The sequence below is a fragment of the Streptomyces sp. NPDC040410 genome, assembly GCF_055595715.1.
The window spans coordinates 1-21,115 of the sequence record NZ_JBVIVK010000019.1; the positions used below are offsets into that span (position 1 = coordinate 1).

The 21,115-nt window shown below is 71.6% G+C and carries 21 protein-coding genes; 14 read left to right on the forward strand and 7 right to left on the reverse strand.

The window, feature by feature from the left end; genetic code table 11:
* Positions 1 to 134 precede the first annotated feature (134 nt).
* The gene (locus tag ACZ562_RS30010) at positions 135 to 635 is read right to left on the reverse strand and encodes a DUF3515 domain-containing protein (protein ID WP_471185416.1); all 501 of its coding nucleotides are present in this window, start codon (positions 633 to 635) and stop codon (positions 135 to 137) included.
* Positions 636 to 655: 20 nt separating this feature from the next.
* On the reverse strand, positions 656 to 889 hold the full coding sequence (locus tag ACZ562_RS30015) for an Lrp/AsnC family transcriptional regulator (RefSeq protein ID WP_037677600.1): 234 nt from the start codon (positions 887 to 889) through the stop codon (positions 656 to 658).
* Between the two features lie 206 nt (positions 890 to 1,095).
* Here ACZ562_RS30015 and ACZ562_RS30020 point away from each other — a divergent pair, with 206 nt between their 5' ends.
* Positions 1,096 to 2,061, forward strand: coding sequence for a thiamine-phosphate kinase (locus ACZ562_RS30020; protein WP_471185419.1), 966 nt, complete (start codon positions 1,096 to 1,098; stop codon positions 2,059 to 2,061).
* Positions 2,058 to 2,864, forward strand: a complete 807-nt coding sequence (thiD, locus tag ACZ562_RS30025) for a bifunctional hydroxymethylpyrimidine kinase/phosphomethylpyrimidine kinase (RefSeq protein ID WP_471185421.1) — start codon at positions 2,058 to 2,060, stop codon at positions 2,862 to 2,864. Before ACZ562_RS30020 ends, thiD begins: the two co-directional genes overlap by 4 nt.
* A 191-nt stretch (positions 2,865 to 3,055) precedes the next feature.
* Here the strand turns inward: thiD and rpmB are convergent, their stop codons facing one another.
* Positions 3,056 to 3,241, reverse strand: a complete 186-nt coding sequence (rpmB, locus tag ACZ562_RS30030) for a 50S ribosomal protein L28 (protein WP_004924906.1) — start codon at positions 3,239 to 3,241, stop codon at positions 3,056 to 3,058.
* Positions 3,242 to 3,491: 250 nt separating this feature from the next.
* Between rpmB and ACZ562_RS30035 the strand changes: the two genes are divergently transcribed.
* Complete coding sequence (locus tag ACZ562_RS30035) at positions 3,492 to 5,240, forward strand: DAK2 domain-containing protein (protein ID WP_471185423.1); 1,749 nt, start codon at positions 3,492 to 3,494, stop codon at positions 5,238 to 5,240.
* A gap of 114 nt (positions 5,241 to 5,354) precedes the next feature.
* Here ACZ562_RS30035 and ACZ562_RS30040 read toward each other — a convergent pair whose 3' ends face one another.
* Together ACZ562_RS30040 and ACZ562_RS30045 are read right to left on the reverse strand one after the other, a co-directional pair.
* Complete coding sequence (locus ACZ562_RS30040) at positions 5,355 to 8,303, reverse strand: tetratricopeptide repeat protein (RefSeq protein WP_471185426.1); 2,949 nt, start codon at positions 8,301 to 8,303, stop codon at positions 5,355 to 5,357.
* Complete coding sequence (locus tag ACZ562_RS30045; protein ID WP_471185428.1) at positions 8,300 to 10,153, reverse strand: HSP90 family protein; 1,854 nt, start codon at positions 10,151 to 10,153, stop codon at positions 8,300 to 8,302. Before ACZ562_RS30045 ends, ACZ562_RS30040 begins: the two co-directional genes overlap by 4 nt.
* A 167-nt stretch (positions 10,154 to 10,320) precedes the next feature.
* On the opposite strand from ACZ562_RS30045, the gene recG reads away from it, so the two are divergent.
* The 8 genes from recG (at position 10,321) to mutM (ending at position 17,696) form a co-directional block, all read left to right on the forward strand.
* Entirely contained in the window at positions 10,321 to 12,528 is a 2,208-nt protein-coding gene (gene recG / locus ACZ562_RS30050; RefSeq protein ID WP_471185430.1) for an ATP-dependent DNA helicase RecG, read from the forward strand.
* A gap of 160 nt (positions 12,529 to 12,688) precedes the next feature.
* Entirely contained in the window at positions 12,689 to 13,273 is a 585-nt protein-coding gene (rsmD, locus tag ACZ562_RS30055; protein WP_471185433.1) for a 16S rRNA (guanine(966)-N(2))-methyltransferase RsmD, read from the forward strand.
* 26 nt (positions 13,274 to 13,299) lie between these two features.
* Positions 13,300 to 13,779, forward strand: coding sequence for a pantetheine-phosphate adenylyltransferase (gene coaD / locus ACZ562_RS30060; protein ID WP_471185671.1), 480 nt, complete (start codon positions 13,300 to 13,302; stop codon positions 13,777 to 13,779).
* A 98-nt stretch (positions 13,780 to 13,877) separates the two neighbouring features.
* Positions 13,878 to 14,945, forward strand: a complete 1,068-nt coding sequence (locus ACZ562_RS30065; RefSeq protein WP_471185435.1) for a cell division initiation protein — start codon at positions 13,878 to 13,880, stop codon at positions 14,943 to 14,945.
* A gap of 150 nt (positions 14,946 to 15,095) precedes the next feature.
* On the forward strand, positions 15,096 to 15,749 hold the full coding sequence (locus ACZ562_RS30070) for a YceD family protein (protein WP_471185437.1): 654 nt from the start codon (positions 15,096 to 15,098) through the stop codon (positions 15,747 to 15,749).
* 2 nt (positions 15,750 to 15,751) lie between these two features.
* Positions 15,752 to 15,925: a 50S ribosomal protein L32 gene (gene rpmF / locus ACZ562_RS30075; protein WP_003951102.1), complete on the forward strand. Its 174-nt coding sequence runs from the start codon at positions 15,752 to 15,754 to the stop codon at positions 15,923 to 15,925.
* Positions 15,926 to 15,944: 19 nt separating this feature from the next.
* A complete protein-coding gene (gene rnc / locus ACZ562_RS30080) occupies positions 15,945 to 16,733 on the forward strand; it encodes a ribonuclease III (protein ID WP_471185440.1) in 789 nt (262 codons plus the stop codon).
* 102 nt (positions 16,734 to 16,835) lie between these two features.
* Positions 16,836 to 17,696: a bifunctional DNA-formamidopyrimidine glycosylase/DNA-(apurinic or apyrimidinic site) lyase gene (mutM, locus tag ACZ562_RS30085; protein ID WP_471185443.1), complete on the forward strand. Its 861-nt coding sequence runs from the start codon at positions 16,836 to 16,838 to the stop codon at positions 17,694 to 17,696.
* Here the strand turns inward: mutM and ACZ562_RS30090 are convergent.
* Positions 17,669 to 18,070 (reverse strand): winged helix-turn-helix transcriptional regulator, encoded by a 402-nt coding sequence (locus ACZ562_RS30090; RefSeq protein WP_471185444.1) that lies wholly within the window; start codon positions 18,068 to 18,070, stop codon positions 17,669 to 17,671. The genes mutM and ACZ562_RS30090 overlap by 28 nt on opposite strands.
* A 152-nt stretch (positions 18,071 to 18,222) precedes the next feature.
* Here ACZ562_RS30090 and ACZ562_RS30095 point away from each other — a divergent pair, with 152 nt between their 5' ends.
* Positions 18,223 to 18,813: a flavodoxin family protein gene (locus ACZ562_RS30095; RefSeq protein ID WP_471185446.1), complete on the forward strand. Its 591-nt coding sequence runs from the start codon at positions 18,223 to 18,225 to the stop codon at positions 18,811 to 18,813.
* A gap of 47 nt (positions 18,814 to 18,860) precedes the next feature.
* Here the strand turns inward: ACZ562_RS30095 and ACZ562_RS30100 are convergent, their stop codons facing one another.
* Positions 18,861 to 20,000 (reverse strand): CAP domain-containing protein, encoded by a 1,140-nt coding sequence (locus ACZ562_RS30100; RefSeq protein ID WP_471185449.1) that lies wholly within the window; start codon positions 19,998 to 20,000, stop codon positions 18,861 to 18,863.
* A 160-nt stretch (positions 20,001 to 20,160) separates the two neighbouring features.
* Here ACZ562_RS30100 and ACZ562_RS30105 point away from each other — a divergent pair, with 160 nt between their 5' ends.
* The gene (locus ACZ562_RS30105; RefSeq protein WP_471185451.1) at positions 20,161 to 20,442 is read left to right on the forward strand and encodes an acylphosphatase; all 282 of its coding nucleotides are present in this window, start codon (positions 20,161 to 20,163) and stop codon (positions 20,440 to 20,442) included.
* 384 nt (positions 20,443 to 20,826) lie between these two features.
* A complete protein-coding gene (locus tag ACZ562_RS30110) occupies positions 20,827 to 21,030 on the forward strand; it encodes a hypothetical protein (RefSeq protein ID WP_016432419.1) in 204 nt (67 codons plus the stop codon).
* Positions 21,031 to 21,115 lie beyond the last annotated feature (85 nt).

The following is a 21,115-nucleotide window of genomic DNA, read 5'->3' on the forward strand; positions in this document are numbered from 1 at the left end:
CGCGACGCCCGGCACGCCCTCTCGCCGCACCGGCCGAAAGCCCGAGTACGTCCAGTACGAGGACTTCCGGCCGGCACGCCGAGAGCACGCACCGGGCGCCGCTCCTTGACGGGCGAACCTTGGCTGACCCGGCACTAGTCGGCGGTCCCCTTGGGGATCGCCTTCCTGATCGCCGAGGCCAGGTCGACCAGTACTCCCGAGCTGTCCCGCCCGTCGGGCACCGTCACCTCGACGTACGCGGAGCGATTCGCCGTGGTGAAGCGGTACGACCCGTCGTCCCGCTTCTCCATCAGCCAGTCGACCCCGTTCACCCCACCGCCGACCGCGTCCGGGTCGGCTCCGGTGGCCACCTTCGGATCGATCATCTTCGGCGGCTGTACGACACCGCAGCGCAGTATGATCTCCGGGCCTCCCCAGCCCGCGGTCAGCGCGGACGCGGGCTCGGGATCCCGGCGACCGAGACCGTCGACCTTCCGCGGCAGCACACCGTCCAGGTTTCGGCACAGCTTCGCGGCCTTCGCGTCCGGGCTGGGAACCGCCGTCGGCCCGCTGTCGTCTGCTGAGGAGCAGCCTGCGGCGGTGATCAGCAGGACGAGCGCGGGCAGACCGAAGGGCCGGTGACGGAAGAAGTTCACCGGCCAAGGGTAGACGGGGGCTACAGATGGACTACCGGGCAGGTCAGGGTGCGGGTGATGCCGTCCACTTGCTGGACCTTCGCGACCACCATGCGGCCCAGGTCGTCGACGGTGTCGGCCTGGGCGCGCACGATCACGTCGTACGGTCCCGTCACGTCCTCGGCCTGGACGACGCCAGGGATCTTGCTGATCGTTTCGGCGACGGTCGACGCCTTGCCGACCTCCGTCTGGATCAGGATGTACGCCTGTACCACGGAACCTCCAGGGCGGCCACGAGGATCATGTGGGGAAAAGGAACGCCACGGTATCGCGTCGCCGCTCGCCGCGGGGAGACCTGCGGCACCCCGGGCCCCCGCGCCGGGGTGCAGGCACGACAGAAGTTGACGGTCACCTCGACCGTAGCGAGGACACTGATGACGCGCGAGCGGGCACGGACAGGGACAGAAGGGGCGTAAGGGCAATGAAGGGCACTGTTGGTGAGCTCGGCGAGTTCGGGCTCATCAGGGAGCTCACCTCCCGTCTCACCACCACCCCGGCGGTCCGGGTCGGACCCGGCGACGACGCCGCAGTGGTGGCCGCACCCGACCGCAGGGTCGTGGCCAGCACCGACATCCTGCTGGAGGGGCGGCACTTCCGCCGCGACTGGTCCACGGCCTACGACGTGGGGCGCAAGGCGGCCGCGCAGAACCTCGCGGACATCGCCGCCATGGGCGCCGTACCGACCGCCCTGCTGCTCGGCCTGGTGGTTCCCGCCGAACTCCCGGTGACCTGGCCGACCGAGCTGATGGACGGTCTGCGCGACGAGTGCCAGGTCGCGGGCGCGTCCGTGGTCGGCGGCGACGTCGTACGCGGTGACACGATCATGGTGTCGATCACCGCGCTCGGCGATCTGCGCAACCACGAGCCCGTGACGCGGGCCGGTGCCCAGCCCGGCGACCTCGTCGCGGTGACCGGCTGGCTCGGCTGGTCCGCGGCCGGGTACGCCGTGCTCTCCCGCGGGTTCCGCTCGCCGCGCGCCTTCGTCGAGGCGCACCGGCGCCCCGAGCCGCCGTACCACGCGGGGCCGGCCGCCGCAGGGCTCGGCGCGACCTCGATGTGCGACGTCAGCGACGGGCTGATCGCCGACCTCGGGCACATCGCGGAGGCCAGCAAGGTCCGTATCGACATCCGCTCCGGCGCCATAGACATCCCGACCCAGATGAACGACATCGGGCAGGCCGTCGGCGTCGACCCGATGCAGTGGGTGCTCACCGGGGGAGAGGACCACGCGATCGTCGCGACCTTCCCGCCGGACGTGAAGCTGCCGGCCCGCTGGAAGGTCATCGGCGAGGTGCTCAACCCCTCGGCGCTGCCCCAGGTGACCGTCGACGGGGCGCCGTGGACCACGAAGGGCGGCTGGGACCACTTCGGGGACATCGAGTCATGAGTGCTCCGCCGAGGGTGCTGACGGTCGCGGGTTCCGACTCCGGCGGGGGCGCGGGCATCCAGGCCGACCTGAAGACGATGCTCGCGCTCGGCGTGCACGGCATGAGCGTCGTCACGGCGGTCACCGCGCAGAACTCCCGAGGTGTGCAAGGGACTTGGGAGCTGCCTGTGGAGGCGGTGCGCGCCCAGTACCGCAGCGTCGTGGACGACATCGGTGTCCAGGCGGTCAAGACCGGCATGCTCGCCTCGGCCGAACTCGTGGAGGCCGTCGCCGAGTTGATCGGGCGGACGGAAGCACCGGCCGTCGTGGACCCGGTGGGGGTCTCCAAGCACGGGGACCCGCTGCTGGCCGCCTCCGCGCTCGACTCGGTGCGGACGAAGCTGCTGCCGGCCGCGACCCTCGCGACGCCGAACCTCGACGAGGTGACCCAACTGACGGGTGTGCGGGTCGAGTCGGCGGGCCAGCTGCGGAACGGCGCGGCGGCCGTGCTGGCTCATGGGCCGCGGTGGGTTCTCGTCAAGGGCGGTCATCTGCCCGGCGAGGCCGTGGACCTCCTCACCGACGGCACCGAGGAGCACTGGCTGCGCGCACCCCGGTACGACAACCGGCACACGCACGGCACGGGCTGCACCCTCGCCTCCGCGATCGCGTCGCAGCTCGCCAAGGGACAGACCGTGCCGGAGGCCGTGGCGGCGGCCAAGGAGTACGTCACCGGGGCCATCGCGGCCGGGTTCGCCCTCGGTGGGGGGATCGGGCCCGTGGACCACGCCTGGGCCCTCAGAAGGGGTACTCCCGCAGTCTGATGTCCGTGGCCGCCTTCTCGGTCCCAGGACCTTCGGGGTCTCCCAGCCCATCCCCGCGAACCGCTCGGCCGGGCGCACCGCAGGTCGAGCTTCCCTCGACGACCGCCCGCGGGCACGGCAAAAAGCCGGCCCACCTGAGGTGGACCGGCTCTGAGCAGCGAACCAGCAGTGGCCGCGCGCTTAGCGGTGCGTCAGCGCGAGACCTTGCCGGCCTTGATGCACGAGGTGCAAGCGTTCACGCGCTTCGGCGTCCCGCCGACCACAGTACGCACACGCTGGATGTTCGGGTTCCAGCGGCGGGGCGTACGGCGGTGAGAGTGCGAGATGTTGTTGCCGAAGCCCGGCCCCTTGCCGCAGACGTCGCAGTTGGCAGCCACGGGTCACTCCAAAGACTTCAGATGCACTTACGGTTGATCCCGGCATGCCGGGATCAAGATCAAGGATCTGAAGTGGCGTTGCCAGGGGAGAGCCCGATCTGGATCGGGCAACCGGAGCAGCATACAACGACTGCGCCAGTACAACGAAACTACCATGGCTGCTCAGGAGGCCTGCTCCCGGCCCTCTTCCGGTGGACAGCGACCCGGGGTCTACGCTGCGTCCCACAGCCGGCAGCTCAAGGAGGCGCAGGTGGCGCACGTGCCGCAGACATTCTTCGATGCTCTCGCGGTGCGCACCTGGTGCGGTCTCGCGCTGGAGGCGCTGGGGCGCGCGCGTGAGGAGATCGACGCGATCAACGTCTACCCCGTGGCGGACGGGGACACCGGCACGAACCTGTATCTGACGGTGGAGTCGGCCTTCGCGGCCGTCGAGGCGGTGTTCGCCGGTCACGAGGTGGGCCCCGCGGCGGCCCCAGAGGGGACGGGAGCGCCGTTCGGTGAACCGTCGCTGTCCGACGCCGTCAGGGCCATGGCCCACGGGGCGCTCATTGGGGCGCGCGGCAACTCCGGGACGATCCTCGCGCAGCTGCTGCGCGGCATGGCGCAGGTGTTCGCCGCCGACGGCGAGGCCGCGCACACCGACGGACGTGGCCTCAGGCTCGCCCTGCGCCACGCGGCCGACTCCGCGCGCCAGGCCGTGGCCCACCCCGTCGAGGGCACGGTCCTCACGGTGGCGTCCGCCGCCGCCGACGCGGCCACCGGAGCCGAGGGCGACTGCGGGACGGTCGCGCGCGCGGCCTACGAGGGAGCCCGCGCGGCCCTCGCCGCCACCCCCGGCCAGCTGGCCGTCCTGGAGCGTGCCGGGGTGGTGGACGCGGGCGGCCGGGGGCTGGTGGCGGTTCTGGCGGCGCTGGTGGAGACGCTGACGGGGGAGGCGGCAGTGACGCCGGCCGGGGCGTCGCACGCGCGCGGTCCCCTCAACCATGCCGACGCCTCCCGTGCGCGCGTGGGCGCCAGGTCCGGCGATGCCGCCGTCGGCGGCTGCGCGGACGGCACCCCGGCACCGGAGGAGCGCGGTCCCGCCTTCGAGGTGATCTATCTCCTGGAGGCCGACGACAGCGCCGTCGACCGGCTGCGGGCGCGGCTCGACGCCCTCGGGGACTCGCTCGTCGTGGTCGGCGGCGACGGGCTGTGGAACGTCCACGTGCATGTGGACGACGCCGGCGCCGCCGTGGAGGCGGGCGTGGAGGCGGGACGGCCGTACCGGATCAGGATCACGCACTTCGGTGCGGGTGACGTGCACACCACCGGTGCCGAGCGGTCGCCCCGGGAACGCGCCCAGCGCGCGGTGGTGGCCGTCGTGCCCGGCGAGGGCCTGGCCGGGCTGTACACCGAGGCGGGGGCGACCACCGTGCTCGCGCGACCGGGGGAGGCGCCGGCGAGCGGGGAACTCGTCGAGGCCGTACGGCGGGCCCACGCGCGCGAAGTGGTGCTGCTGCCCAACGACGCCGACCTGCGCCACACCGCGGCCGCCGCGGCCGAGCAGGCCCGTGCGGAGGGCATCCGCGTGGCCCTGATCCCGACCCGCTCCGCGGTCCAGGGCATCGCGGCGCTCGCCGTGCACGAGCCGGAGCGCCGCTTCGACGAGGACGTCGTGGCAATGACCTCGGCGGCGGGCGCCACCCGCCACGCCGAGGTCCTCGTCGCGGAACGCGAGTCGTGGACCATGGCCGGCATCTGCCAGGCGGGAGACGTCCTGGGCCTCATCGACGGCGACGTGGCCGTGATCGGGTCGGACGTCACGGCCACCGCCGAGACGGTCCTCGACCGCATGCTCTCGGCCGGTGGAGAGCTGGTCACCCTCGTCCTCGGCGACGACGCCCCCGAGACCGTCGCGGACCACCTCGAAGCCCGCGTCCGGGAGTCGTACCTCGCCGTCGACACGGTGGTGTACCGCGGCGGCCGGCAGGGGGCCCTGCTGCTCATCGGGGTCGAGTAGACCCCGCCACCGGGCCCGGGCGGCCCCCACCGGGCCCGGGCGGCCCCCACCGGGCCCGGGCGGCCCCCACCGGGCCCGGGCGGCCCCCACCGGGCCCGGGCAGCCCCTGCCGTCCTACTCCGTCACCCCGTCCAGCAGGTGCCGCGCCTCGGCCCGCCGGGCCTGAGCGGCCTCGCTCTCCTCGGCGCCGTACGCCTCCAGGACCGCACGCGCGCGTGCGGCCGCCTCGGCGGGACGGCCGAGGTCCGCCTCCAGCCGGCCCGCGGCCAGTTCGGCGCCGGTCCGGCTGTGCCGGGCGTCGTCCCCGAGGGCCGCGAACACCCCGATCGCCTCCGCCACCTGGGACAGGGCCTCCTCCAGCGCCGACCGGATCGCGTCGTCTCCCGCGTCCTCGGCGGCCCAGCGGGCGAGCAGGTCGCCGAACTGCCGGCGGGTGTGTCCGCGCTCGGCCAGCAGCCGCCTCCGCGCCTCCGCCTCGACCGGGTCGTCCGCCGCGGCCGGCGCCGCTTCGCACTCCTTGACCGCGGCCGTCATCAACTCCCGTGCCGCGTCGAGACCGTCCTCCGTGCGCAGCGCGAGCCACGCGCGGGCCCGCAGCGACCGGACGAGACCGTGGACGTCGCCGAGCGAACGCCACAGGTCGCCCGCGCGCGCGTAGGCATGGTCCGCCTCGGCGGGCAGCCCCGCGTGCCCGAGGGACTCGGCGGCGAGATGCGCAAGCGTCGCGTGGTCGTGCTGCTCGGGCCAGTGGCGGGCGATCTCGGCGGCCTGCAGTCTGCGCTCGGCGGCCGCCCGGTGCTCGCCGAGCTCGCTCAGGCAGTCGCCGAGCCACCACTGCGTCTGGACGACCGCGCCGTCGCCGTGTGTCTCGGCGGTCAGGTCGGGCAGCGCCGACTCCAGCACCTCCGCGGCCTCGGCCCACCGCCCCTGCCGCAGCATGAACCCACCGAGCTGGTGCCGCGCCCAGGCGCCGAGAGTGGACCCCTCTCCGGCCTCGTCGGCCCAGTGCGCGGCCTCCAGGGCGTGCCCGGCGGCCTCCTCGGACAGGCCCCGGCCGCCGACGACCTCGGCGAGCTGCAGGTGCAGCTGCGCGCGCCCCGTCGCCTCCAGGTGCGGCCCGCCGTGCTCCAGGGCCGCCCGCAGCGCCCGCTCCGCCTCCGCCGTGTCGCCGAGGTGGTGCGCGAGGCCGGCCAGCCGGGCCTCGTACTCCACCGCGAACCACGGCAGACCGGCGTCGACGAACGCCGCCGCGGCCCGCGCGAACAGCCCGGCGGCCGCCTCCACGTCCCCCCTGCGCGCCGCCAGCTCCGCGAGCATCGCGTGCGCCTCGGCGGCCCGGGAGGCGAGCCGTACGTCGTCCCCGACATCGCCCTCCACCCGGGCCAGCACCTCCCGTGCGGCCTCCTCGGCGTCCGCGAGGGCGGCCACCTCTTCGGACTCTTCGGACTCGGCGGACTCGTCGGCCTGGTGCACGCGCCGCATCAGGATCCGTGCCCGTCCCATCAGCACGGACGCCGTCTGCCGTACGCCCGTGCCGTCCTCGGCGTAGAGCGCAAGGACGCTCTCGTACGGCTCGGCCACCGCCGCCAGCGCCTCGTCCACCTCGCCCGTCAGAGCGCGTATGTACGCCGCACGCGTGCGTGCCGCCAGGGACTCACCGGGGTCGCCCGCCTCCGCGTACAGCTCGGCGGCACGCTCGAACAGCCCGATGCCCTCGGGACCCCGGTCCATGGCCTCGTGGTCGGCGATCTCCGCCCGGTCGCGCGCGTCCAGCTCGACGCCCTCCGCCGCCCGGGAGACCGCCGCCCACGCCTCGACGGCGTTCGGCTGCAGCGTGTCCGACAGCCGCCGCGCCTCGGCGAGCATCGCGGCCAGATCCGGTTCGTCCGTCGCGGCCACGTCGGCGGGGGCGGGGGCAGCCACAGGAGGAGGAGTCGAGGTGGCCGCCCGCGCCGACCGCACCCCCAGCGGCAGGCGCTCTGCCAACGGCCGCTGCTCCATTCGCGTCAGGGCCCGCTCACTGACGTACGACGTGCCGTTGCGCTCGTCGAAGCGAGCCGCCAGCGCGAGTGCCTCCGTGCGCGCGTAGGCCGCGAGTTCCCGCGCGGTCCACACCCGGCCGGCCGGACCGGGCACCTGCCGGTCGGCCGGCCCCAGCCCGGTCAGCCGGTCCATGAGCAGGGCCACCACGGCCATGAAATCCAGCCTGCTGCGCGGATGCCCGTCGTCCGTGAAGTACGCCGGCCGCTCCGCGAGCAGCTCCAGACCGCGCGCCTCGTTTCCGGTCAGCGCGCAGAACTCGACGTGGTCCGCGTACGCGCCGCGCATGCTCTCCATCGCCCGTACCAGCCGGAAGCCCCGCAGATGGCCGGCGCGCGCCTCCTCGGTGCGGCCCAGCCGCAGCAGGGGAACCAGGGCCGATGCGAGGACGGTGTGCGGCTCGTGGGCGCAGGTGAACTCGCCCTCGAGGACCGGCCGCCACAGCTCCAGGGCCTCGGCGTCCCGGCCCCGCTCCGACTGCCACCAGCCCTGCCCGTGCAGCTCGCACGCGTGGCAGTCGGCCATGCTGTCACGGTCGGCGGCCAGCCAGGCGCCGTACGCCCGCTCCGCGCGGGCGATGTCCCCGACATGGGCGGCCACGCTGAACTCGACGCTGCGCACAGCCCGTTCGGAGTGCCCGGCGAGCCGGTAGCGGTGCTCCATCTCGCCGAGCCACTTCTCGATGGAGGCCAGCGGCACGTGCGGCTGGTCCAGCATGCCCGCCGACATCCACTTGAAGACCCAGTGCAGCGAGTGCGCCTCTTGGGCGTCGAAGTCCCCGGGCCGCTCGTCCCACATTCGCAGCAGGCGGGCGAAGGGGACGAACATCCTGTCCTTCTCGGAGCTGTAGTTGTAGACCTTCAGCTGGTGTCCGAGCGCCTCGATCACCGCGAGCGGGATGTTCAGCTTCTCGGCCTCGGCGAGCAGCTGCTCCGCGCGCGCGTTGCGGGCAGGGCCCTCCGGCTGCCCGGAGTTCTCCGCCATCGCCCTGCGCAGCGCGTCGAAGTCGGTGATCCCGCTCATCGGCGGTCGTCCTCCCGGGAGTCCGAGTCGCTGTGGGTGGCCCATTCCAGGAGGCCGATGAACGCCCGGTTCAGCAGCGCGGAGTCGGACGGGCGCAGCGGGCGCTGCGCCATCAGCAGCGCCTGCCCGTACAGGGACTCCGTGGCGGTGCCGATCAGCTCCGGGTCGCCGAGTGAACTGATCCGCCGGATCAGCGGGTTGAGGTGGTTGAGCACCAGACGCGCGCGCGGGGCGCTGCCGCGCAGCGAGCCGAGGATGCCCGCCCACAGGTCGTCGGCCCGCTCCTCGGCCTCGGCTCGGGCTTGCTCGTGCCGGGCCGCCCGGTCGTCCAGGTGCAGCGCGGGCACGGACAGCGGGTGGAAGGCCCGCAGGACGACGTCGCAGCCCAGCGGGTCGAGCTTGGCCCGCGCGGCCGCCAGGAAGCCGGACAGGGCCAGCTCCTCGGCCGGGTCGACCGCGTCCAGGTGCGCGGTCACGGTGTCGGAGTCCAGTTCGGTGACCACCGTGCCGGGCCGCACCGACGGCAGCGCCTCGACCAGCTCGCTGTCGTACGTGTAACCGCCGTTGATCACCCCGACGCCCTGCGCCGAAGCGATCGGCGCGACCTGACGGTACTCTTCGACCGTCCGCGTGAAGTGCACCACCGGGTGACGCTGCGCGAACCCCTCCAGGGACAGCCGCCCGTCGGTCGTCTCGAAGGGGAGCCACGGCAGCATGGTGCGCAGCATTTCGCTGTCGTGCCGCGCGAGGGACTTCACCCCCAGGTGGTGCACGGACAGGAAGGCCGCCAGCCGTTCCGGATCGCCCGCCGCGAGCCCGGTCAGCCATGAGCGAATCCTTTCGCCCAGCGCCTCCCGCACACCGGCCAGCGTCTCGTCCTCGTACAGCGACTCGCGCGAGGCCGTGGGCCGCAGGCTGTCCGTGTCGAGGACGCAGCGCACGAAGAACGCCCAGTCGGGCAGCAGCTGTTCGGCCTGTTCGGTCAGCAGCATGCCCTTGAGGTGGACGCGGTGCCCCGCGCGCCGGGCCGGGCTGACCGCCGACGGCAGGACGTACGCCACCCCGCGGATCCCGGCGAGCGGCACGTCCAGGTCGATCGAGTCCAGCGGAGTGAAGCCGAACAGGTCGTGGCAGTGCCGGGCCAGCGCCACCCGCCGGGTGGCGGGGCTCGGATACGGCCGGTCCCAGGGCGCGGGCAGATCGGTGACCGCCTCTTCGCCGACCCGCACGTCGTACGGCAGCAGCGACCCGAAGTCCCGTGCCAGCGCGAGGACTCGCTCCTCGGAAAGCCACTCCCCGGCCCCGGCCCGCGCCACCAGGTGCACCGTGGTGCCCGGTTCGGGACGGGCCTCGTCCGGCAGTGTCCGCACGGTGTACGAACCGTCGTCCGCCGCCGTCCACTCCACGGGCGCCGCATCGGGCGTGCGGGCGCTGCGGCTGACGACCCGGATCCGTTCGGCCACCACGAAGCAGGCCAGCAGGCCGATGCCGAACTGCCCGAGGAAGTCGGAGCGGACCTCCTGAAGGCCGTCGGCGCGCTTGGAGCTGCGCCCGATCGTCGCCAGCAGGTCGTGCACGTCCGACTCGGTGAGCCCGATGCCCGAGTCCTCGACGCGCAGGGACCCGTCCGCGCAGCGCTCGGCGTACAGCCGCACCCGCGCCGGAGCGTCGGGCTGCTCGGCCCGCCGGGCGGTGATCGCGTCCACCGCGTTCTGCAGCAGCTCGCGCAGATAGACCTTGGGACTGGAGTACAGGTGGTGGGAGAGCAGGTCGACCAGGCCACGCAGGTCGACCTGGAACGTATGGGATGCCTGGGATGCCTGGGATGCCTGTGAGGTCTGGGAGTCCATCGTCGCAGCGCCGGTGGGGGGACGGGCGACGGCGCGGGGTCGGGCGGTCCCATGTGAGGTGGTGACCGCGGGGGATGGCCGGAGGCGCGTCATCCTATGACCCCAACGAGCCGTCTGACCAGGGGTTTCCCGGTATGTATACGGCAATGTCAGCGCCGTGGTGTGCAATGGATCTCGTGCCCGCACTGCAAGAACCACTGAAGAAGGTGCTCGGCCCCGCCACCGCGAAGGTGATGGCCGAGCACCTCGGCCTGCACTCCGTCGGCGACCTCCTGCACCACTACCCGCGCAGATACGAGGAGCGCGGCCAGCTCACCCACCTCGCCGACCTTCCGATGGACGAGCACGTCACGGTGGTCGCCCAGGTCGCCGACGCCCGCCTGCACACCTTCGCCTCCGCCAAGGCCCCCCGCGGGAAGGGCCAGCGCCTCGAAGTGACCATCACGGACGGCAGCGGCCGGCTCCAACTGGTCTTCTTCGGCAACGGCGTCCACAAACCCCACAAGGAGCTCCTGCCGGGCACACGCGCGATGTTCGCGGGCAAGGTCTCCGTCTTCAACCGCCGCCTCCAACTCGCCCACCCGGCATACGAGTTGCTGCGGGGCGCCGACGACGCCGCGGAGTCCGTCGAGACCTGGGCCGGTGCCCTCATCCCGATCTACCCCGCGACCGCCAAGCTGGAGTCCTGGAAGATCGGCAAGGCGATCCAGACGGTGCTGCCGAGCGCGCGGGAGGCCGTCGACCCCCTCCCGGAATCCCTGCGCGAAGGCCGCGGCCTGGTCTCCCTCCCCGAGGCCCTCCTCAAGATCCACCGCCCGCACACCAAGGCGGACATCGAGGACGCCCGCTCCCGCCTCAAGTGGGACGAGGCCTTCGTCCTCCAGGTCGCCCTGGCCCGCCGCCGCCACGCCGACGCCCAACTCCCCGCGGTCGCACGCAGGCCCAAGCCGCGCGGCCTCTTCACAGCCTTCGACGACCGGCTCCCCTTCACTCTCACCGAGGGCCAGCGGAAGGTCTCCAAGGAGATCTTCGACGACCTGGCGACGGAGCACCCGATGCACCGGTTGCTGCAGGGGGAGGTCGGATCGGGAAAGACCTTGGTGGCGCTCCGCGCCATGCTCGCCGTCGTCGACGCCGGCGGGCAGGCCGCCATGCTCGCGCCGACCGAAGTGCTCGCCCAGCAGCACCACCGGTCGGTGGTGGAGATGATGGGGGAGCTGGCCGAGGGCGGGATGCTCGGCGGGGCCGATCAGGCGACCAGGGTCGTGCTGCTCACCGGGTCCATGGGGGCCGCCGCCCGCCGTCAGGCGCTGCTCGATCTGGTCACCGGTGAGGCCGGGATCGTGATCGGCACGCACGCGCTGATCGAGGACAAGGTGCAGTTCCACGACCTCGGGCTCGTCGTGGTCGACGAACAGCACCGCTTCGGCGTCGAGCAGCGCGACGCCCTGCGCGGCAAGGGCAGGCAGCCGCCCCATCTGCTCGTCATGACGGCGACGCCGATTCCGCGGACGGTCGCCATGACCGTCTTCGGCGACCTGGAGACCTCGGTCCTCGACCAGCTCCCGGCCGGCCGCTCGCCGATCGCCAGCCATGTCGTCCCGGCCGCCGACAAGCCCCACTTCCTGGCCCGTGCCTGGGAGCGGGTGCGCGAGGAGGTCGGGAACGGCCACCAGGCGTACGTCGTCTGCCCGCGGATCGGGGACGAGGAGGACGCCCCGGAGAAGGCCGGGAAGTCCCCCGAGGACGAGGCCGAGAAGCGGCCCCCGCTCGCCGTCCTCGACGTGGCCGGCCAGCTTGCCAAGGGGCCGCTGCAAGGCCTTGAGGTCGAGGTCCTGCACGGCCGGATGCACCCCGACGACAAGGACGCGGTCATGCGCCGCTTCGCCGCCGGCGAGACCGACGTCCTGGTCGCCACCACGGTCATCGAGGTCGGCGTCAACGTGCCCAACGCCACCGCCATGGTGATCATGGACGCCGACCGCTTCGGCGTCTCCCAGCTGCACCAGCTCCGCGGCCGCGTGGGCCGCGGCTCGGCCGCCGGCCTGTGCCTCCTGGTCACCGAGATGCCCGAGGCGAGCGCGGCCCGTCAGCGCCTGAACGCCGTCGCCTCCACCCTCGACGGCTTCGAGCTCTCCCGCATCGACCTCGAACAGCGCCGCGAGGGCGACGTCCTCGGCCAGGCCCAGTCCGGCGCGCGCACGTCGCTGCGGGTCCTCGCCGTCATCGAAGACGAGGAGATCATCGCCGAGGCCCGCGAGGAGGCCGCGGCGGTGGTCGCCGCCGATCCGGACCTCACCAGCCTCCCCGGCCTGCGCACAGCGCTGGACGCCCTGCTGGACGAGGAAAGGGAGCAGTACCTGGAAAAGGGCTGAGAGCAGCTTGCCCAAAGCGGCGCGGGACTGTGCCGACAAGCGGCTCCGCCGCGTGGGCGCGACCAGCCACAACGACCCGCACCCGACCGACGGCGAAACCGCCCCCCACCTCCGCCTGCCAGACTGGATCCGTACACACACCCACGAACAAGGACCCGAGATGACCCGCGTGATCGCCGGCGCAGCCGGCGGACGCCGCCTGGCCGTCCCGCCAGGGACCGGCACGCGCCCCACCTCCGACCGCGCACGCGAAGGCCTCTTCTCCACCTGGCAGTCCCTGCTCGGCGGCCCCCTGGACGGAGAACGCGTCCTCGACCTCTACGCCGGCTCCGGCGCGGTGGGCCTGGAGGCCCTCTCCCGCGGCGCGAGTCACACCCTCCTCGTCGAGGCCGACGCACGAGCGGTCCGTATCGTCCGGGAGAACGTGAAGAGCCTCGGCCTCCCCGGTGCCGAGGTCCGGGCGGGCAAGGCCCGCCAGATCATCCAGGCACCGCCCGCCGAGCCCTACGACCTCGCCTTCCTCGACCCCCCGTACGCCGTCACGGACGACGATCTTCGGGAGATTCTGCTCACACTCCGCACGGAGGGCTGGCTCGCGGACGAAGCCCTCGTCACCGTGGAGCGCAGCACCAGAGGTGGCGAATTCCGGTGGCCGGACGGCTTCGACGCGGTCCGGGCCCGTCGCTACGGCGAGGGAACGTTTTGGTACGGTCGCGCCGCCTCTACGTGCGAAGACGCACGATGACCGGACCGGAGAGCGAGGGATCTCAAGTGCGCCGCGCCGTCTGTCCCGGGTCGTTCGACCCGATCACCAACGGACACCTCGACATCATTTCCCGCGCCTCCCGTCTGTACGACGAGGTCTACGTCGCGGTCATGATCAACAAGGCCAAAAGGGGCCTGTTCGAGATCGACGAGCGGATCGACCTGATCCGCCAGGTCACCGCCGAGTACGGAAACGTCCGGGTCGAGGCCTTCCACGGTCTCCTCGTCGACTACTGCAAGCAGCGCGACATCCCCGCCATCGTGAAGGGCCTGCGCGCGGTCAGCGACTTCGACTACGAGCTGCAGATGGCCCAGATGAACAACGGCCTGTCGGGTGTCGAGACGCTCTTCGTGCCGACCAACCCGACCTACAGCTTCCTGTCGTCCTCCCTGGTCAAAGAGGTCGCGACCTGGGGCGGGGACGTCTCCCACCTCGTGCCGCCGGTTGTCCTGGAGGCCCTCACCGAGCGGCTCACTCAGGACTGAGTATCTGACGGCCCGTCACCCGGTGTCCGGCGGACACCCCGTGGCCGTACAGTCGTCCCGTCCGTCTCCAACACAGCTGTAGAGAGTGGCGAGCACAGGTGGACGTGCAGAAGAAGCTCGACGAGATCGTCGCGATGGTCTCCGGCGCCAGGACCATGCCCATGTCGGCCTCGTGTGTGGTCAACCGCGCGGAGCTGCTCTCGATGCTGGAAGAGGTGCGTGCGGCGCTGCCCGACTCCCTCGCCCAGGCCCGGGAGCTGATCGGCGGCCGGGAACAGATGGTCGAGCAGGCCCGCCAGGAGGCCGAGCGGATCATCGAGACCGCGCACGCCGAGCGCGGCTCCCTGATCTCCGACACCGAGGTCGCCCGCCGCTCGCAGGCCGAGGCCGACCGCATCCTGGACGAGGCCCGCAAGGAGGCCGAGGACGTCCGCGCGGAGGCCGACGACTACGTCGACTCCAAGCTCGCCAACTTCGAGGTCGTCCTCACCAAGACCCTCGGCTCGGTCGGCCGCGGCCGCGAGAAGCTCCTCGGCACCGGCCCGGGCCTCGACGAGCAGGGCTACGCGGACGAGGACGCGCCCGAGCGCAGCCACGACCCGGAGACCCTGCGCCGCGACGCCGACGCCTACGTCGACACCAAGCTCGGCGCCTTCGAGGCGGTCCTCGCCAAGACCCTGGAGGCCGTCGGCCGCGGCCGCCAGAAGCTGCACGGCCGTATCGCCACCGACGACCTCGGCGCCCTCGCCGACGACCTCTCCACCGTTCAGCACTCCAGCGACGCCGACTACCTGGCCGATCTCGCGGCGCTCGCGGAGCAGGACACCCCGGCCGAGCAGCCAGGCCGGCAGGACTACGCACAGCAGCAGCCGGCTTACGGCTACCAGCAGCCCGACCCGTACGCCGCCGGATACCCGCAGCAGGGCTACGCCCAGCAGCAGGACCCGTACGGCTACCAGCACGCCGACCCCTACGCCTACCAGGGCTACGACGGCCGGCAGGCCGCCTACGACCAGAACGCCGCCGACCACGCCCAGCAGGGGTACGCCCCGCAGCAGCCGGCTCAGCAGTCGTCGCACGCCCTCGACGAGACCAGCCTCTTCGACACCGGCATGATCAGCGCCGAGCAGCTGCGGGCGTACGAGCAGGGGCGCGGCAACGGCTGAACCGCGGTCGGCGGCCGGAGCGGACACCGGATTGGGCCGTCGGCGAAAGGTCCAGTATCCTGGCTCTTCGGTCGCGTGTACGTCCGTGATCAACGCTGCCCGGAAGCACCGATGGGCGGTGTCCCCGAGCTCAGAAGATCGAAAGCAGGAATGGCCCTGAACGCCCGCCTCGACCACCGCAAGCCTCTCGTGTTCGACACGCACGAGCTGGGGCGGCGGCCTGGTGCGCTGCAGCGCCTGAACCGCGAGATCGACGCTCCCAAGGATCTCGGGATCCAGGGAGTGATCGGAGTGCCGGAAGGTGCGACGGTGGAGCTCGAACTCCGGCTCGAGTCGGTCATGGAAGGGGTGCTCGTCACAGGCACCGCCCGTGCACAGGCAGAGGGGGAGTGCGTAAGGTGTCTGGAGCCGCTCGAGCTCGAACTCGAAGCGGACTTCCAGGAGATGTTCTCGTACCCTGACGCCGATGACCGGGGCCGCGTCAAAGCGGAACCGGCCGACGACGCCGAGGAAGACGAGGACAGGCTCTTTCTCGAGGACGGCCTGTTCGACCTCGAATCCGTGCTGCGCGATGCGGTGGTGCTCGCACTGCCGATGCAGCCGGTGTGCCAGGACGACTGCCCCGGCCTGTGCTCCGAGTGCGGAGCCCGGCTGGCGGACGACCCGGACCACCACCACGACGCCGTCGACATCCGTTGGGCGGCACTGCAGGGACTCGCCGGTTCACTCGGAGACGGCGAGAAGGACGAGATGAGCGGCGACGCGCCTCGATCAGCACGCGTCGACGAGAAGCAGGAGAAGTAGCCGTGGCTGTTCCGAAGCGGAAGATGTCGCGCAGCAACACGCGCCACCGCCGGTCGCAGTGGAAGGCTGCGGTCCCCACCCTGGTTGCGTGCGAGCGCTGCCACGAGCCCAAGCAGCAGCACATCGCGTGCCCGTCTTGCGGCACCTACAACAAGCGCCAGGTCCTCGAGGTCTGAGCGGCTGGTGAGAGGCACTGTGTCCACGCCTAAGAAGAACTCTGCGGACAACACGGCCTCGTCCCACACGCTGTTGGAAGGGCGGCTCGGGTACAAACTCGAGTCCGCCCTTCTGGTGCGTGCGCTGACCCACCGCTCGTACGCGTACGAGAACGGCGGCCTGCCCACCAACGAGCGCCTGGAGTTCCTCGGGGACTCCGTCCTCGGCCTCGTGGTCACGGACACGCTGTACCGCACCCACCCCGACCTGCCCGAAGGCCAGCTGGCCAAGCTGCGGGCCGCGGTGGTCAACTCGCGTGCACTGGCGGAGGTCGGTCGCGGCCTCGAACTCGGCTCCTTCATCCGGCTCGGCCGCGGTGAAGAGGGCACGGGCGGCCGGGACAAGGCATCCATCCTCGCCGACACCCTCGAAGCGGTGATCGGCGCGGTCTATCTCGACCAGGGCCTCGACTCGGCGGCGGAGCTGGTGCACCGCCTGTTCGACCCACTGATCGAGAAGTCCTCGAACCTCGGAGCCGGCCTGGACTGGAAGACCAGTCTCCAGGAGCTCACCGCGACCGAAGGCCTCGGCGTGCCCGAGTACCTGGTCACGGAGACCGGCCCCGACCACGAGAAGACCTTCACTGCTGCCGCCCGCGTCGGAGGCGTCTCGTACGGCACCGGCACCGGCCGCAGCAAGAAGGAGGCGGAGCAGCAGGCCGCTGAGTCCGCGTGGCGGTCGATCCGGACCGCGGCGGACGAGCGAGCCAAGGCGGCTGCCGAGAAGGCCGCCGAGGACGACGAAGGTCCGACGTCCGTCTCCGCCTGACCGAACAGCGCACCCGAGCGCCCGGCGCCCCGATCTGGTTCGTTCACCTTTCGGGGAGGCGGGCGCTCGGTTTCATACACCGGTGTCGTCACGGGGGATCCCATGCCCGAGTTGCCCGAGGTCGAGGTCGTCCGGCGCGGCCTGGAGCGGTGGGTCGCCCACCGCACGGTCGCCGAGGCCGAGGTGCTGCATCCGCGCGCGGTGCGCCGTCATCTCGCCGGTGCCGACGACTTCACGCACCGCCTCAAGGGCCACCGCATCGGCACCCCCAGCCGCCGCGGCAAGTACCTGTGGCTGCCCCTGGAGGACACGAACCAGTCGGTCCTGGCGCACCTCGGGATGAGTGGCCAGCTCCTGGTCCAGCCGCACGCGGCTCCGGACGAGAAGCACCTCAGGATCCGCGTGCGGTTCGCGGACGAGGTGGACACGGAACTCCGCTTCGTCGACCAGCGCACCTTCGGCGGCCTGTCGTTGCACGACAACACGCCGGGCGGCCTGCCCGACGTCATCGCGCACATCGCCCGCGACCCCCTCGACCCGCTGTTCGACGACGAGGCCTTCCACCAGGCCCTGCGCCGCAGGCGCACGACCATCAAACGGGCCCTGCTGGACCAGTCGTTGATCAGCGGCGTCGGCAACATCTACGCGGACGAGGCCCTCTGGCGCGCCCGCGTCCACTACGAGCGTCCCACCGCTGCCTTCACCCGCCCGCGCACGCTCCAACTCCTGGGCCATGTACGGGACGTGATGAACGCGGCCCTCGCCGTGGGCGGCACCAGCTTCGACAGCCTGTACGTCAACGTCAACGGCGAGTCAGGCTACTTCGACCGCTCACTCGACGCGTACGGGCGTGAGGGCCTGCCGTGCCGCCGCTGCGGCACGCCGATGCGCCGGCGCCCCTGGATGAACCGCTCCAGCTACTTCTGCCCGAGGTGTCAGCGGCCGCCGCGCGCGTCGTCGTAGCGCCCCCGTGCTTCGAGTACGTCGTCCATACTGCCCTCCAGGAAGTGGATGAGGGTCAGCAGCCGCTCGGCCACCCCGCGGCCCAGCGGTGTCAGCTCGTAGTCCACACGAGGCGGGTTGGTCGGCTGCGCCTCGCGGTGTACCAGGCCGTCGCGCTCCAGGGCGTGCAGCGTCTGGGAGAGCATCTTCTCGCTCACCCCGTCGATGCGGCGGCGCAGCTCGTTGAAGCGCAGGGAGCCCTCGTACAGCGCGCCCAGCGTGAGCGAGCCCCAGCGCCCCGTGACGTGCTCCAGCGTGCCGCGCGAGGGACAGGCCTTGGCGAACACGTTGTACGGGAGGTCCTGCTCCTCCGTGAGCTCCTGCATGGTCTCCATACCTCAAGCGTACTCGCACGCAGCGCTAACTGGCAGGTTGCACTAACTGGAAGTTAGTGCTTTCCTTTGGTCATCGCCGATGAGCTGCTGCTTCCGCGGCATCACTTGTCGTTGGTCTCTGTCTCTCGCTGTTTCTCCCTGAGGAGTACGTTGTGACCACCCCTGTTGTGTCCATCGCCTACCACTCCGGCTACGGCCACACCGCCGTCCTCGCCGAGGCCGTCCGCTCCGGAGCCGTCCAGGCGGGCGCCGAGGTGCACCTGATCGACGTCGGGCAGATCGCCGACGAGCAGTGGGCGCTCCTCGACGCCTCGGACGCGATCGTCTTCGGCTCGCCGACGTACATGGGCACCGCGTCCGGCGCCTTCCATGTGTTCGCGGAGGCGTCCTCGAAGCGCTGGTTCGGGCAGGACTGGAAGGACAAGCTGGCCGCCGGCTTCACCAACTCCGGCTCGAAGAGCGGCGACAAGCTGCACACCCTGCAGTTCTTCCAGATCCTCGCCGCGCAGCACGGCATGAACTGGGTCAACCTCGGTCTGCACCCGGGCTGGAACAAGAGCGACGGCTCCGAGCACGACCTAAACCGCCTCGGCGTCTTCGCCGGCGCCGCCGCCCAGACCAATGTCGACGAGGGGCCGGAAGGCGTGCACAAGGCCGATGTGGCCACGGCGGAGCACCTGGGCCGACGGGTGGCCCAGACGGCGAAGGTCTTCGTTCAGGGCCGGGCGGCGGCAGCGGCCTGAGCGGGCGGGCGAGCCGCGAACCGTGGCTGACGCGGCACTAGCAATGGCTAGTACCCGAAGTCCTGCGTCCACCAAGGGCCGCCCGACCCGAAGTGGACGCCGACCCCCAGTGTCTTGAAGTCGCAGTTCAGTATGTTCGCCTTGTGGCCCGGGCTGTTCATCCAGGCCTCCATCACCGCGGCCGCGTCGGACTGCCCCCGGGCTATGTTCTCGCCGCCCAGGCTGCTTATCCCGGCCTTGTCGGCCCGGTCCCACGGGGACGCCCCGTTCGGGTCGGTGTGGTCGAAGAAGCCCTGAGCGGCCATGGCGTCACTGAAGTCCTCGGCCAGGCCGGCCAGGGCGCTGTTGGCGGACACCGCGCTGCAGCCCACCTTCGCCCGCTCCTCGTTGACGAGCTTGATCACCTCGGCGGCGGCCTTCTTCTCCGCCGACAGGGTCACGGGGGCGCTGCTCTGCTCCGGAACCTTCGTCGCCCTCTGCGCGGGCGTCGTGCTCGGCTTCTTGCTGGGCGTCGCCTTCGGCTTCTTCGACGGTGTCCTGGTCGGCGCGGCCGACGAGGCCGAGGCGGACGGCGTGGGCGAGGCGGAGCGACCCGTGTCGCGGCTCGCCGGCGAGCCGTAGTCGGGGCTCTCGGCGCTGCCGGAGGCGCCGCCCTGCTCGGTGGCGCTGTTGGCCGGCGAGCCCGCGGACTGCACGTTGTCGCCGGTGTTGCTGCCGCCGCCGAGCTTGTACTCGCCGAGGCCGGGCACCGCACCGGTGGCGACCGCGACCGTTCCGAGGGCGACCGCGGCGGAGACCCCGAGCAGGCCGGTGCGGACCGGTGTCACGGCCTTCTTCTTCTTGCGGCGGTGCGATCCGCCGCGCCGGGAACCGCCGTCGGGCGTGAAGCCGTCGCCGGTGCCGAAGACCGTGGCGTAGTCGTCCTCCGTCGCGAAGAGATAGGCGGCACTCCTCGCGGACGCCTCGGCCTGGGCCTCGGTGTTCAGGTACGGGGCGATGCCCTCCGTGGGGCGGTCTCCCGCATACGTGCCCCGGGGGCTTTGAACGTAGGAACCTTCCGGGACGTGGTCATAGCCGTACGAGTTCAGCGGATTGTGTCCGCCCGTGTACGAGCTGTAGGTTTCTGTGACCCCCGTGGCGCGGCCCGTGGCGGCGCGGCCGGCGGCGGAGCGTCGGTGGCGTCCCATGTCCTTGCCTTCCTCGTTCTGGCGGTCGACGCGTCCCCCCGGGTCAACCAGCCCCACTCGATCGAGTGAGTTTCATATGAGATTCATTGGGGGTGGACGGTACCGCATGGCGCCAGAGGAGGAAGTGCCCAGCGAGACATTGGTTGGCTAGGTTGCACTCATGAGCGAGGAAGTGCGACTGGTCGCCTGGGTGCGCGGACGTGTCCAAGGTGTGGGTTTCCGCTGGTTCACGCGGGCCAAGGCCCTGGAGATCGGCGGCCTGAGTGGTTTTGCTCTCAATCTGGACGACGGACGGGTCCAAGTCGTCGCCGAGGGCCCGCGCCCGGGCTGCGAAGGACTCCTTGACTGGCTCCAGGGCGACGACACGCCCGGCCACGTCGACGGTGTCACCGAGATCTGGGACACACCCCGCGGCGGCTACGACGGCTTCGCCGTCCGCTGACCCGTTTCCGCAAAACAGTCGGGGCGAAAGCGGAGGGACATGCCACCGGCACCCGGCCGGAGCGGAAAATGGCCTGGTGGTTGCCAAGAACGGCTTGCGATGGCAAGCTCCGCAGCGTAAGGATGATCGCCACGCCCCGAGGGCCCCGCAGGAGTCGCAGCGCCGCCGTTTTCCGGCCGCGCCCCCCGGGTTGCCCGCCAATACGGGGCGTGATCGTGTTGACCGTCAAACTTTTTGGTGAGACGCTGAAAGCACCCCGCGCACCTTAGCTGTTTGGCATGGAAGAACGGCAGCACGAACTCAAGAGTGTCAAGCACCGCGGGTGCGAATCCCTCACGACCCACACCGCTTCGGTCGGTCACTCAGTGTGGAGGACCATCCATCATGGCAAAGGCGCTTCTCGGTTACGTCGGCGGCTCCGACCCTCGACTCCTCGCCGAGATGCGACGGCTCCAGCAGCGCGTACAGGACCTGGAATCCGAGCTCGTACGGATCCAGGCCGAGAACGACGCGCTCGCGGCTGCCGCTTCTCACGACAGGATCATGGAGAGCATCGACGCACACCAGGCGGAGCCTGCGCTCACCTGATCACTGCATCGCTCCACGACAGCTCACGCAGTGGTTGGGCGGCCCGTATCAACCGCTAAGTTGTCAGAGTTTGCAAGGGACGCCT

Excerpts from the sequence above, each read along its gene's own strand:
- rsmD (WP_471185433.1), top strand. The coding sequence starts at position 12,689 with ATGACCCGCGTGATCGCCGGCGCAGCCGGCGGACGCCGCCTGGCCGTC.
- ACZ562_RS30045 (WP_471185428.1), bottom strand. The coding sequence starts at position 10,153 with ATGGACTCCCAGACCTCACAGGCATCCCAGGCATCCCAGGCATCCCAT.
- ACZ562_RS30110 (WP_016432419.1), top strand. The coding sequence starts at position 20,827 with ATGGCAAAGGCGCTTCTCGGTTACGTCGGCGGCTCCGACCCTCGACTC.
- mutM (WP_471185443.1), top strand. The coding sequence starts at position 16,836 with ATGCCCGAGTTGCCCGAGGTCGAGGTCGTCCGGCGCGGCCTGGAGCGG.
- ACZ562_RS30090 (WP_471185444.1), bottom strand. The coding sequence starts at position 18,070 with ATGGAGACCATGCAGGAGCTCACGGAGGAGCAGGACCTCCCGTACAAC.
- ACZ562_RS30100 (WP_471185449.1), bottom strand. The coding sequence starts at position 20,000 with ATGGGACGCCACCGACGCTCCGCCGCCGGCCGCGCCGCCACGGGCCGC.
- ACZ562_RS30040 (WP_471185426.1), bottom strand. The coding sequence starts at position 8,303 with ATGAGCGGGATCACCGACTTCGACGCGCTGCGCAGGGCGATGGCGGAG.
- ACZ562_RS30020 (WP_471185419.1), top strand. The coding sequence starts at position 1,096 with ATGAAGGGCACTGTTGGTGAGCTCGGCGAGTTCGGGCTCATCAGGGAG.
- recG (WP_471185430.1), top strand. The coding sequence starts at position 10,321 with ATGGATCTCGTGCCCGCACTGCAAGAACCACTGAAGAAGGTGCTCGGC.
- thiD (WP_471185421.1), top strand. The coding sequence starts at position 2,058 with ATGAGTGCTCCGCCGAGGGTGCTGACGGTCGCGGGTTCCGACTCCGGC.
- ACZ562_RS30105 (WP_471185451.1), top strand. The coding sequence starts at position 20,161 with ATGAGCGAGGAAGTGCGACTGGTCGCCTGGGTGCGCGGACGTGTCCAA.
- ACZ562_RS30070 (WP_471185437.1), top strand. The coding sequence starts at position 15,096 with ATGGCCCTGAACGCCCGCCTCGACCACCGCAAGCCTCTCGTGTTCGAC.